The sequence below is a fragment of the Paraburkholderia dioscoreae genome (assembly GCF_902459535.1).
GTDB classification, from domain to species: domain Bacteria; phylum Pseudomonadota; class Gammaproteobacteria; order Burkholderiales; family Burkholderiaceae; genus Paraburkholderia; species Paraburkholderia dioscoreae.
Genome location: NZ_LR699554.1, coordinates 1,225,005 through 1,237,682, shown reverse-complemented (window position 1 = coordinate 1,237,682; position 12,678 = coordinate 1,225,005). Strand labels below are relative to the sequence as shown.

The 12,678-nt window shown below is 57.8% G+C and carries 5 protein-coding genes, 2 tRNA genes, 3 rRNA genes and 1 pseudogene; 2 read left to right on the top strand and 9 right to left on the bottom strand.

The window, feature by feature from the left end; translation table 11 throughout:
- The first annotated feature begins 137 nt into the window (after window positions 1-137).
- Window positions 138-392, top strand: a complete 255-nt coding sequence (locus PDMSB3_RS25740; protein ID WP_007176844.1) for a GlsB/YeaQ/YmgE family stress response membrane protein — start codon at window positions 138-140, stop codon at window positions 390-392.
- Between the two features lie 75 nt (window positions 393-467).
- Here the strand turns inward: PDMSB3_RS25740 and PDMSB3_RS25735 are convergent, their stop codons facing one another.
- From PDMSB3_RS25735 to PDMSB3_RS25725, 3 genes and pseudogenes are all read right to left on the bottom strand, one after another.
- Entirely contained in the window at window positions 468-1,982 is a 1,515-nt protein-coding gene (locus tag PDMSB3_RS25735) for an acetyl-CoA hydrolase/transferase family protein (protein WP_035516553.1), read from the bottom strand.
- Between the two features lie 190 nt (window positions 1,983-2,172).
- Window positions 2,173-2,388 carry a hypothetical protein gene (locus PDMSB3_RS25730; RefSeq protein ID WP_007176842.1) on the bottom strand — a complete coding sequence of 72 codons (216 nt, stop codon included), beginning with the start codon at window positions 2,386-2,388 and terminating at the stop codon, window positions 2,173-2,175.
- Between the two features lie 203 nt (window positions 2,389-2,591).
- Window positions 2,592-4,722: pseudogene (locus PDMSB3_RS25725) on the bottom strand (FUSC family protein).
- Window positions 4,723-4,921: 199 nt separating this feature from the next.
- Between PDMSB3_RS25725 and PDMSB3_RS25720 the strand changes: the two are divergent.
- Window positions 4,922-5,917 (top strand): LysR family transcriptional regulator, encoded by a 996-nt coding sequence (locus PDMSB3_RS25720; protein WP_165188141.1) that lies wholly within the window; start codon window positions 4,922-4,924, stop codon window positions 5,915-5,917.
- Between the two features lie 260 nt (window positions 5,918-6,177).
- Here the strand turns inward: PDMSB3_RS25720 and rrf are convergent.
- The 6 genes from rrf to PDMSB3_RS25690 all read right to left on the bottom strand — a co-directional run bounded on the left by rrf (window position 6,178) and on the right by PDMSB3_RS25690 (window position 12,674).
- Window positions 6,178-6,291, bottom strand: a 5S ribosomal RNA gene (gene rrf / locus PDMSB3_RS25715).
- Window positions 6,292-6,502: 211 nt separating this feature from the next.
- Window positions 6,503-9,384, bottom strand: a 23S ribosomal RNA gene (locus PDMSB3_RS25710).
- Window positions 9,385-9,684: 300 nt separating this feature from the next.
- Window positions 9,685-9,760 (bottom strand) — tRNA-Ala (locus PDMSB3_RS25705).
- A 65-nt stretch (window positions 9,761-9,825) separates the two neighbouring features.
- Window positions 9,826-9,902: transfer RNA gene (locus tag PDMSB3_RS25700), tRNA-Ile, on the bottom strand.
- 78 nt (window positions 9,903-9,980) lie between these two features.
- A 16S ribosomal RNA gene (locus PDMSB3_RS25695) occupies window positions 9,981-11,511 on the bottom strand.
- The 16S, 23S and 5S rRNA genes sit together here with 2 tRNA genes alongside, the layout of an rRNA operon.
- A gap of 602 nt (window positions 11,512-12,113) precedes the next feature.
- The gene (locus PDMSB3_RS25690; protein ID WP_007176840.1) at window positions 12,114-12,674 is read right to left on the bottom strand and encodes a phosphonate degradation HD-domain oxygenase; all 561 of its coding nucleotides are present in this window, start codon (window positions 12,672-12,674) and stop codon (window positions 12,114-12,116) included.
- Between the last annotated feature and the right edge of the window lie 4 nt (window positions 12,675-12,678).

The following is a 12,678-nucleotide window of genomic DNA, read 5'->3' as shown; positions in this document are numbered from 1 at the left end:
TGGCGCCTATCGTCTACACTTAGTTTGCAATAGATTCAGACAATGTTAATTCCGCGTCCTGAATATGGACTGTCCCATAACCTTCGACTAAGCTCTGTCACCGTGAATTTTTCACACTTAACTAGGGAGTCTCGATTATGGAACACGGCATCATTGCATGGCTCATCATCGGCGCGATCGCTGGCTGGCTGGCAGGCGTGCTCGTCAAGGGCGGCGGCTTCGGCCTGATCGTCGACATCATCGTCGGGATTGTCGGCGCGTTCATCGGCGGCTGGCTCGCCGGCGTGCTGCATATTTCGCTGGGCGGCGGCTGGATCGGCTCGATCATCACCGCGGTCATCGGCGCGGTTATTCTATTGTTTCTTATCCGGCTCATCCGGCGAGGTACTTGAACGCCGCATCTGACGTTTTATGGCGTCAGGGGCGAAGGCCACCTGACGCCGGCTCGACTCAAAACCCTTCCGAACTTAAAGCCCCGCTTCCTGCGCCGGCAACATCGAGCCTGTGTCACGCAACCGCGTGTGCCACGCGAATGCCTGATCCAACTGGTGCGGCGTTTGCCCACCGTTCTTCAAAGCATCCCGGTAGTAGTCGCGCAGCAGATCGCGATACAGCGGATGCACGCAATTTTCGATGATCAACGTGGCGCGTTCGCGCGGCGCGAGGCCGCGCAAGTCGGCAAGCCCCTGCTCCGTCACTACCACGTCCACGTCGTGTTCGTTGTGATCGCAATGCGGCACCATCGGCACGATGCTCGAAATGCGGCCACCCTTTGCCATCGACTTGGTCGCGAAGATCGCACACGACGCGTTACGCGCGAAGTCGCCCGAACCGCCAATGCCGTTCATCATGTGCGTACCGCCCACGTGGGTCGAATTCACGTTGCCGTAAATGTCGAATTCCAGCGCGGTGTTCAACGCAATCAGACCAAGCCGGCGGATTACTTCCGGATGGTTGCTGACCTCTTGCGGACGCAAGACGAGACGATCGCGGTAGCGTTCGAGCTCGCTGAACACCTGCGCCTGGCGCGCGGCCGACAACGTGATCGACGCACCGGAGGCGAACGTCACCTTGCCGGCATCCATCAGGTCGAAGGTCGAGTCTTGCAGCACTTCTGAATAAATTTCGAAGGCCTCGAAAGGCGAATCGACGAAGCCGGCCAGCACCGCATTGGCGATCGTGCCGATGCCCGCCTGCAATGGCGGCAAGTTTCGCGGCATGCGCCCGTGCGACACTTCGTGCTGAAAGAACTCGATCAGATGACCGGCGATCAATTCGGTTTCGGCATCCGCCGGCAGCACCGTGGACGAACTGTCCGGCATATCGGTGATGACGATCGCCGCGATTTTCTCGGGCGGGATCTCGATCGCCTTCGTGCCGACGCGATCCTGCGGCCGCACGATCGGCAGCGGCTCGCGGTGCGGCCTGCGGCCCGGAATCCAGATGTCGTGCAGCCCTTCGAGCGCGAGCGACTGTGCAAGATTGATCTCGACAATGACCTTGTCGGCAAGAATCGCAAAGCTGGCCGAATTGCCGACCGAGGTGGTCGGCACAATGCCGCCGGTCTCCGTGATCGCGGCGGCTTCGATAATGGCGATGTCGAGTTTGCCAAGCTGGTTCGCACGCAGCATCTCGACGGTTTCAGACAGATGCTGATCGACGAACATCACTTCGCCGCGATTGATGGCATCGCGAAGCGTCTTGTCCACCTGGAACGGCAGGCGCCGAGCCAGCACGTGCGCCTCGGTCAGCATGCGGTCCACGTCGTGACCGAGCGAGGCGCCGGTCATCAGCGTAATGCGCAGCGGCTTGCCTTCCCGACGCGCGCGCTCGGCGAGCGCAACGGGGACGGCCTTGGCGTCGCCCGCGCGGGTAAAACCGCTGGCGCCGACGCGCATGCCATCCTGAATCAGTAGTGCCGCCTCGGCAGCCGAAGTGATTTTTCCGCGCAGCGCGGCGCAGCGAATCCGGTCTTGGTACATGAAACTCAGTCTCTCCATAATCACCAGTCCGGCCCGTTGATGCGCACGTCTGCGGTGTGCTTCACTCAGTGGCCGGATTGTCGCCCCCGCCGCGGCGTCACGACATGACGGCGTCGCGGCCGGGTGCTTCGTCGCGCGTCAATTGTCGCGACAGGTCTTGCACGTACTTCAGGGTGATGCGTGACGCGGCTTAACTGCCGAAGTAGATGTTGCAGAAGCTCACCGGTCCGACGCACTCTTCAGCTTTGGCGGCCGGTGCAGCGGCGCGGCCGCGCGTGTCCGCGTTGGCGTCGCGTTGCGCAGCCGCTTGGGCGGACTGCTGTTGCGGGGCGGCGGGAGCCGTTTGTGCCTGAGCGCCGATAGCAGACAAACAGCAGGCGATCAAGGCGATTTTCAACACATTCATTTCGTTCTCCAGGACTTACGATTACTGCGATGCAGTAATGAAACTATATGGTTACCACTCACGCAGATAAACGGGGCCGCCCGGAAGTGATCTTTCCATCCTGAAGAAGGATCGGCGCACGGGACAGATCGTGGCGCGCAGGGGGCAACGCCGATAAGTCAATCGCTCATGAGTCAATCGCTCATGAGTCAATCGAAAATGAGTCAGCGCACATTGAAAGGCGCGTCCTTGTCGAGCAACGCAGTGCGGATGAAGTGCAGGCAACTCAGAATGCGCTGCAGGTCGTGATGCTTGTCGCGATCGGCATGAACCGTTTGCAGCACGTCTTGCGCGATCCAGGTGGCCGAGCGCACGGATACCAGCGCGTGTTCGAGACTACGCGCGCCGGGGCACTCGAAAAGCCGCGCGAGGTCGTCGCGGGTTCGCTCGACGGTACTGTCCCATCGCGAATGGAGTGCGTGCGCGTAATCGGCGCGCACCGCCTCGTTGCGCAGATCGACTACGGCGTGTCCCACTTCAAGTGTCGCGCGCATCCAGCGCGAGGCATCACGGCGACGCCGGGAGCGTCGCGCCCACAGCACACGCAGTTGCGAAGTGAGATCGTGCGTGCTCGACTGAAAGCGTTGATTGAGTCCCGGCAACTCGTCCTTGCATGCGGATACCGCTTGCGCGCGCAGATCGCCGAGGATTTTCCCGATGAGCCAGGGCATATCGGCCGGGAAAACAATCGCGAAGACGAGCGCCGCCAACAGCAGCGACGCGGTGAGCGCGATGCCATTGTTGATCAGCAGATCCGGCACGTAAGTTACGACGTTGTCGGGTCCGGCGAGCAGGCAGAAGAACACCGAGAAGCCGATCCCATATCCCGCCGCAAGCTTGGGGGTGGCGACGAATGCACCGAGCGCAAGCACCGGCGCAGCGTCATGCGCAGCAGCGGAAAGCCGTCGATGTTGGGATACACGTAGCAGGTGAAGAGGTAACCGGTCATGGTCGCCAGCACCGCGCAGACGCCCATCTGTACGGCCATCTTCCAAGGGTTCGGCGCGGTCGACGTCAGCGCGCATACCAGCGCCGCGCCGATCACCGCAAGGCCGCCGCTGGGCCAATCTGTCGTGATCCAGAACCAGCCGGCGATCGCCATGACCACAGCCGCACGGATAAAAGTCGACGCGACGACAAAGCTGTTGGTTTTGCTCACGTAGCGACTGGTGGTCCGCGGCTGGCTCCCCGGCTTGCGCAGCGTCAGAGATGAGTAAGTCCTCGAGTAGCGGATCCATTCGTCGACGAACCGGTACAGCAGTTCCGCCGCCGTATCGAAGTCCGCAGCGATTCAGCGGGCGAGGCTTCCAGCGGCCGTCTCGTTTCGCGCACGAGCCGGGGCAAACTCGCCTGAAAGTGCTGCAAGCGGGCCGCCATTCGCGATGCATCGACTGCAGCATCGGGCTGTTGGACCATGAGCGCGGCGAGTTCGCTGAAATATGGTTTGATCGCCGTGGCGATCGGCGCCGAACCGTTGACGCGCAGACGCTTGAGCAGTTGATGCAGCGCGTGCAGCCGCGCGCAGGCATCCATGAACTCGCTGTTCAGACGGCCGAGATGCTCGCTGCGTGAATGCATGGCCGGATCTTCGAAGGCGGCAAAAGTGCGCGTCGCCTCGAAACCGACGATCTCATCGACGAGATCCGCAAAACGCCGCTCAAATTGGCCACGCTCGATGCCGCTATCCAACACATCGGCGGCGAACGCTGTAAAATTTGCGTATCGAATCTGCAGCGCGTGCCGCAGTGCGAGGCTGGATCGCTGTGGCACGATCAGCGCGCTCACCGCGCTCGAGGACACGATGCCGACCGCTACTTCCGCCGCGCGCGTAAGCGCCGCCAGAAACAGGTCGTGAGGCGCCGTGATATTCGGGATGCCGATCAGCGCAGCGGCATAACCCGCGAGCACGAAGCCATACCACCTGAAATGCCGAAACCGGACCGCTGCCGCAATACAGGCGCTGACCCAGCCGATCATGCCGAGCATGTACAACTCGGGCTGCTGGACGAACAATGCGCCCAGCACCAGTGCAGCGACTGTGCCCGCCGCAGTCCCGAGAATCCGGTAGAGACTCTTGGCGAGCACCATTCCGCTGAACGGCTGCATCAGCACGAACACAGTAGTCATCGCAATGCCCAGCGCCAGCAGACCGGCGGTCACCGTTTTCAACAGATGCAGCCAGATCAGGTCATCGCTATCTGCCCAGTCGAGAACAGCCCGACTGAGTGGCCGCAACATGAAGCTCCACTGCCGGACGGAATCGGCCGTCGGTTCGATCGCATGTTCGCGCTTTATCTGAAAGCAATGCAGCCGGGTTGGCCGCCGAAAGAAACACCGGCGAAGACTGCTCACTCCGGCAGACAAGGCGCCGATTGTAGGAGCATGCTATGCGTGCATTAAGAGGACAGGCGCGGAACGTTCCTTCCAAAACGAACAACAATGCGCATCCGAGACAGGCGGACAATACGGCCTCTGCCGTGAAATAGAAGGATTGATGGATACGTTACAAAATATGCGAGTGTTCGTGCGCGTGGTCGAAGCCGGGAGTTTCACCGGTGCCGCGCAGTCGCTCAATTCAACGACCGGCGCGATGTCCCGCGCGGTTTCGGAACTCGAAGCTCATCTGCGGACCCGGTTGCTGAACCGCTCCACGCGACGGCTTGCGCTGACCACTGCGGGCGAGCGCTACCTGAAGCGATGTCAGCAGATACTTGCAGATGTCAGCACGGCGGAAGAAGAAGCCAGTTGTGCGCACGAGCGCCCGAGCGGCGCTTTGCGAATGCATAGCTTTGCCAGCATCGGCCAGCACTACGTGTTGCCGGCCATCTCGCGCTATCGCGCGCTGTATCCGGAGGTGACAGTCGAGCTGACGTTGTCGCAGCGCATGCCTGATCTCTTTGAAGGCAGCGCGGACGTCGCGGTGATCGGCGCTTCCACTTTGCCTAATTCGGATCTCGTGTCGCTTCCGCTCGGAACGACCTTCAGCATCTTGTGCGCTTCGCCCGCGTATGTGCGCGCCCACGGCGCGCCGCAGAAACCGGCCGATCTGGCACACCACGAGTGTCTGATCCTGCACACCCCGGCGTTTCCGCCGCACGATTGGGTGCTCGAAGGGCCGAATGGCTGCGAAACGATGGAGGTGAATGGGCCTGTGCACGTGAACATCGCCGAGTCGCTGATCGTCGCGATTCGCGAAGGAATGGGCATTGGCATGCTGCCGCTATACGCGGCAATTTCCGGGTTGCGTGATGGAACGTTAGTGCGCGTATTGCCGCAATATACGGCGCAGAAGATGAATATTTACGCGCTGTATCCGTCGCGCAAGTTCATCGATGCGAAGACGCGGACCTGGGTCGAGTTCTTGCGTACACATCTGCCCAAAGTCATTGCACGCGACGAAGCATTGCTTGCAGAAGTCGACAAAGCGCAGATTAGCGATGGTGGGATACCCGCTGGTGCGAGCAGCGGCGCGGATATCTCGGCGCAGTAAGTCATGGGGCAGATCTGATGCTGGGCGCCGCTGGCTGTGCGTGAGTACGGCAGCGGCGCGGAGTGGGCGGAGAGCGGAATGCCGCGGGTGAATTGCGCCGTAGCGGTTGCTGGACGCGGGTAGCGGAGCAGGTCGGGTTGTTCGTGTCGGATTCGTGTCGGGTTTTCGCGCTGATCCGGTTCTGTAAGGGCGGTGTGGAGGGGTTGGTAAACGCAGAAACCCCACCTTTTTGGGGTGGGGTTTCTGTCTGCTGCGGGGGAGCCTGACGATGACCTACTTTCACACGGGTAATCCGCACTATCATCGGCGTGGCGTCGTTTCACGGTCCTGTTCGGGATGGGAAGGGGTGGGACCGACTCACTATGGTCATCAGGCATGACTTGTTGCCGTACTGCCCATGGGGCAATACCGCCAATCGGGAAGAAGTAGTTTCTGGTGATGCTCACCAGAGGGAGATTCGGGGGGTTGTGTTGTTTCTGGCACAACACTGATCTCAACCGTGCGTGGTGTCCTGCCCCCTTCGGGGGTGGGGTCCTGGTAAATGCTGAAGCATCCGCCATGACCGGCACAAAACACACCTGTTATAGGATCAAGCCTTACGGGCAATTAGTATCAGTTAGCTTAACGCATTACTGCGCTTCCACACCTGACCTATCAACGTCCTGGTCTTGAACGACCCTTCAAGGGGCTCGAAGCCCCGGGGATATCTCATCTTAAGGCGAGTTTCCCGCTTAGATGCTTTCAGCGGTTATCTCTTCCGAACATAGCTACCCGGCGATGCCACTGGCGTGACAACCGGTACACCAGAGGTTCGTCCACTCCGGTCCTCTCGTACTAGGAGCAGCCCCCTTCAAATATCCAGCGCCCACGGCAGATAGGGACCAAACTGTCTCACGACGTTTTAAACCCAGCTCACGTACCTCTTTAAATGGCGAACAGCCATACCCTTGGGACCGGCTACAGCCCCAGGATGAGATGAGCCGACATCGAGGTGCCAAACACCGCCGTCGATATGAACTCTTGGGCGGTATCAGCCTGTTATCCCCAGAGTACCTTTTATCCGTTGAGCGATGGCCCTTCCATACAGAACCACCGGATCACTATGACCTGCTTTCGCACCTGCTCGACTTGTCGGTCTCGCAGTTAAGCACGCTTATGCCATTGCACTATCAGCACGATTTCCGACCGTACCTAGCGTACCTTCGTACTCCTCCGTTACACTTTGGGAGGAGACCGCCCCAGTCAAACTGCCTACCATGCACTGTCCCCAGTCCGGATAACGGACCAAGGTTAGAACCTCAAACAAACCAGGGTGGTATTTCAAGGGCGGCTCCACGCAGACTGGCGTCCACGCTTCAAAGCCTCCCACCTATCCTACACAGACCGGTTCAAAGTCCAATGCAAAGCTACAGTAAAGGTTCATGGGGTCTTTCCGTCTAGCCGCGGGGAGATTGCATCATCACAAACACTTCAACTTCGCTGAGTCTCGGGAGGAGACAGTGTGGCCATCGTTACGCCATTCGTGCAGGTCGGAACTTACCCGACAAGGAATTTCGCTACCTTAGGACCGTTATAGTTACGGCCGCCGTTTACCGGGACTTCAATCAAGAGCTTGCACCCCATCATTTAATCTTCCGGCACCGGGCAGGCGTCACACCCTATACGTCCACTTTCGTGTTTGCAGAGTGCTGTGTTTTTATTAAACAGTCGCAGCCACCAGTTTATTGCAACCCCTTCACCCTTCTGGCGCAGGCCAGTCAGGCTACAGGGGCGTACCTTATCCCGAAGTTACGGTACCAATTTGCCGAGTTCCTTCTCCCGAGTTCTCTCAAGCGCCTTAGAATACTCATCTCGCCCACCTGTGTCGGTTTGCGGTACGGTCCTGTTAAACTGAAGCTTAGAGGCTTTTCTTGGAACCACTTCCGATTGCTTCTTCACCTAAGTGAATGGCCTCGCACCCTTGAATTCCGCGCCCGGATTTGCCAAAGCGCCTTCTCCAATGCAAGGACCGGGACTTCCAACACCCGGACAACCTTCCGCGATCCGTCCCCCCATCGCATTTAACAATGGTGCAGGAATATTAACCTGCTTCCCATCAGCTACGCATTTCTGCCTCGCCTTAGGGGCCGACTCACCCTACGCCGATGAACGTTGCGTAGGAAACCTTGGGCTTACGGCGAGGGGGCCTTTCACCCCCTTTATCGCTACTCATGTCAGCATTCGCACTTCCGATACCTCCAGCACACTTTTCAATGCACCTTCGCAGGCTTACGGAACGCTCTCCTACCATGCACATAAATGTGCATCCGCAGCTTCGGTATATTGCTTAGCCCCGTTACATCTTCCGCGCAGGACGACTCGATCAGTGAGCTATTACGCTTTCTTTAAAGGATGGCTGCTTCTAAGCCAACCTCCTGACTGTTTTAGCCTTCCCACTTCGTTTCCCACTTAGCAATATTTGGGGACCTTAGCTGGCGGTCTGGGTTGTTTCCCTCTTGACACCGGACGTTAGCACCCGATGTCTGTCTCCCGTGATTGCACTCTTCGGTATTCGGAGTTTGCTATGGCGTAGTAATCCGCAATGGACCCCACAACCATGACAGTGCTCTACCCCCGAAGGTGATACACGAGGCACTACCTAAATAGTTTTCGGAGAGAACCAGCTATTTCCAGGTTTGTTTAGCCTTTCACCCCTATCCACAGCTCATCCCCTAACTTTTCAACGTTAGTGGGTTCGGACCTCCAGTACGTGTTACCGCACCTTCATCCTGGCCATGGATAGATCACCTGGTTTCGGGTCTACACCCAGCGACTGAATCGCCCTGTTCGGACTCGCTTTCGCTACGCCTGCCCTAATCGGTTAAGCTTGCCACTGAATGTAAGTCGCTGACCCATTATACAAAAGGTACGCCGTCACCCCCTTGCGAAGGCTCCGACTGTTTGTATGCATGCGGTTTCAGGATCTGTTTCACTCCCCTCCCGGGGTTCTTTTCGCCTTTCCCTCACGGTACTGGTTCACTATCGGTCGATCACGAGTATTTAGCCTTGGAGGATGGTCCCCCCATCTTCAGACAGGATTTCACGTGTCCCGCCCTACTTCTCGTACACCCAGTTCTTCCTCGCTGTTTTCGTCTACAGGGCTATCACCTGCTATGGCGGCACTTTCCAGAGCCTTCGACTAACAATGAAGATAAAGAGTACAGGCTGGTCCCATTTCGCTCGCCACTACTCTGGGAATCTCGGTTGATTTCTTTTCCTGCGGTTACTTAGATGTTTCAGTTCACCGCGTTCGCTTCACGTAGCCTATGTATTCAGCTACGGATGACCCATACGGGCCGGGTTTCCCCATTCGGATATCGGTGGATCAAAGCTCGTTTGCCAGCTCCCCACCGCTTTTCGCAGGCTACCGCGTCCTTCATCGCCTGTGATCGCCAAGGCATCCACCACATGCACTTGTTCGCTTGACCCTATAACGGGTGTGTCTCTCTCGAGTCACATGCCGCTACAGGTTGAGTATTCGTGTTGCGCCGTATTCCAAAGCAATCTTTCGATCACCTTTAAAATACATTGATACAATCACAACCCTGATTCACCTACTCAATCACCCATCTCTAAGTGACCTTTCGTGAATCTCTTTACTACTTCTTCCTGATTGTTAAAGAACGACAGCCGATATCGCGATTGCCATAACCGCGTATCACTCTGACTGGCTCAATCGCCAATGCACAACGCTCTGCTTCTCTCGCAGAACGCTACGCATTGAGGATTGGTGGAGGATGACGGGATCGAACCGACGACCCCCTGCTTGCAAAGCAGGTGCTCTCCCAGCTGAGCTAATCCCCCAGTCATGCACAGATCAGATCTGCTTTCATCCCAAGGGGTTCACCGGTCAGCCACCGCAGAATCAGTGGTGGGTCTGGATGGATTCGAACCATCGACCCCCGCCTTATCAAGACGGTGCTCTAACCGACTGAGCTACAGACCCCTGAGTCCGTCTGCGTATCTGTCTTCAATTTCACAGCCGATAAGCGTGAGCGCTCAACGTTTGACACGTCAGCTCGGGAAAGGAGGTGATCCAGCCGCACCTTCCGATACGGCTACCTTGTTACGACTTCACCCCAGTCATGAATCCTACCGTGGTGACCGTCCTCCTTGCGGTTAGACTAGCCACTTCTGGTAAAACCCACTCCCATGGTGTGACGGGCGGTGTGTACAAGACCCGGGAACGTATTCACCGCGGCATGCTGATCCGCGATTACTAGCGATTCCAGCTTCACGCACTCGAGTTGCAGAGTGCGATCCGGACTACGATCGGTTTTCTGGGATTGGCTCCCCCTCGCGGGTTGGCGACCCTCTGTTCCGACCATTGTATGACGTGTGAAGCCCTACCCATAAGGGCCATGAGGACTTGACGTCATCCCCACCTTCCTCCGGTTTGTCACCGGCAGTCTCCCTGGAGTGCTCTTGCGTAGCAACTAGGGACAAGGGTTGCGCTCGTTGCGGGACTTAACCCAACATCTCACGACACGAGCTGACGACAGCCATGCAGCACCTGTGTTATGGCTCCCTTTCGGGCACATCCACCTCTCAGCGGACTTCCATACATGTCAAGGGTAGGTAAGGTTTTTCGCGTTGCATCGAATTAATCCACATCATCCACCGCTTGTGCGGGTCCCCGTCAATTCCTTTGAGTTTTAATCTTGCGACCGTACTCCCCAGGCGGTCAACTTCACGCGTTAGCTACGTTACCAAGTCAATGAAGACCCGACAACTAGTTGACATCGTTTAGGGCGTGGACTACCAGGGTATCTAATCCTGTTTGCTCCCCACGCTTTCGTGCATGAGCGTCAGTATTGGCCCAGGGGGCTGCCTTCGCCATCGGTATTCCTCCACATCTCTACGCATTTCACTGCTACACGTGGAATTCTACCCCCCTCTGCCATACTCTAGCCCGCCAGTCACAAATGCAGTTCCCAGGTTAAGCCCGGGGATTTCACATCTGTCTTAGCGAACCGCCTGCGCACGCTTTACGCCCAGTAATTCCGATTAACGCTTGCACCCTACGTATTACCGCGGCTGCTGGCACGTAGTTAGCCGGTGCTTATTCTTCCGGTACCGTCATCCCCCCGCCATATTAGGGCAGAGGATTTCTTTCCGGACAAAAGTGCTTTACAACCCGAAGGCCTTCTTCACACACGCGGCATTGCTGGATCAGGGTTGCCCCCATTGTCCAAAATTCCCCACTGCTGCCTCCCGTAGGAGTCTGGGCCGTGTCTCAGTCCCAGTGTGGCTGGTCGTCCTCTCAGACCAGCTACAGATCGTCGCCTTGGTAGGCCTTTACCCCACCAACTAGCTAATCTGCCATCGGCCGCCCCTGTAGCGCGAGGTCCTAAGATCCCCCGCTTTCCTCCGCAGAGCGTATGCGGTATTAATCCGGCTTTCGCCGGGCTATCCCCCACTACAGGACACGTTCCGATGTATTACTCACCCGTTCGCCACTCGCCACCAGGGTTGCCCCCGTGCTGCCGTTCGACTTGCATGTGTAAGGCATGCCGCCAGCGTTCAATCTGAGCCAGGATCAAACTCTTCAGTTCAAACCTGTTACTGTTTTTTCGGTCTCTTCCGAGACCGGTCGCTCACTCAACGTACTGACGAATGATCCAACCATCTTGCGACAGTCAAACCTTCCTTTCATTACTGTGTGAGACTTGATACTTTCGCTTCTCGGCAGACCCCGAAGGATCCGCCTCGCATCGCGCATCAAGCGCCCACACTTATCGGCTGTTAATTTTTAAAGATCGGTTACGCATTCACCACCGAACCGCCACCACCGCAATTGCCAACCTCGCAACCACCCGGCACCGCTTCGTTCTGCGTCGCTGCATCAGCAGCAGAGAAACGAGATTATGAAGAACTTTCGCTACGTCGTCAACAGGTTTTTCCAACTTGCCTAACCCGCCCACTTCGCTGAAAGCCTTGCCACTACTGGCTCTCCCGCCTCCCGCACTCCGTTGTCCGAAGCACGAAAGAGCGAGATTCTAGCGAGACAGACTCCGCCTTGCAAGCGTTATTTTGATCTGCATGGATTGCGCCAGAAACGGCAAGAGGATCGCGACAAAGTCAGAGAATCAGCAAGCGCGAAACAGACAGAAACAGCCTGATCCAAACATCTCTCCGAAGGCCAACCGACAGCCTATCAGGCAGCCGCGTGCTTAAGCATCACCCTCTCGACAACGCCCAGATAGTGCTCGATATCCGGCGTCGCGCGGTTCTCTTCTTTGGCGAGATCGTCCCACCTGCGCAGGCGCAATGCATCTTCCGCGTAGGGCTTCTGCAGAAACGCGTCCGCTTCCTCCTTGCGGAAAATGCCGCCCTGCAGTTCCAGACTCCTCACCGAATCGGCGGAAAGCCGGCCGAAATACGTGTCGTCGATCGCGCACAGGCAGCGCTTCGCGTCGACGTGCAGGCGTATCGGCTCCAGCACCGCGTCCGACAACACCGGCCGTAGAAACGGCAGCGCGAAATACTGATGCAGATCGTCGATACCCCGCTCCGTCGGCGTCTCACCCTGCAGATTGAGCAGGTGCCCGAGGTCGTGCAGAAACGCCGCGGCGACCAGGTCGTCGTCAGCGCCAGCCTCTTGCGCCAGTAAGCCGCTCTGCAGTGCATGTTCCAGTTGCGTGACCGGCTCGCCGCTATAAGCCATCTTGCCGTATTGCTCGAACAGGGAACGGATGTCCTTCACACTCAATGCCACGTTA

Excerpts from the sequence above, each read along its gene's own strand:
- PDMSB3_RS25720 (WP_165188141.1), top strand. The coding sequence starts at position 4,922 with ATGGATACGTTACAAAATATGCGAGTGTTCGTGCGCGTGGTCGAAGCC.
- PDMSB3_RS25730 (WP_007176842.1), bottom strand. The coding sequence starts at position 2,388 with ATGAATGTGTTGAAAATCGCCTTGATCGCCTGCTGTTTGTCTGCTATC.
- PDMSB3_RS25735 (WP_035516553.1), bottom strand. The coding sequence starts at position 1,982 with ATGTACCAAGACCGGATTCGCTGCGCCGCGCTGCGCGGAAAAATCACT.
- PDMSB3_RS25740 (WP_007176844.1), top strand. The coding sequence starts at position 138 with ATGGAACACGGCATCATTGCATGGCTCATCATCGGCGCGATCGCTGGC.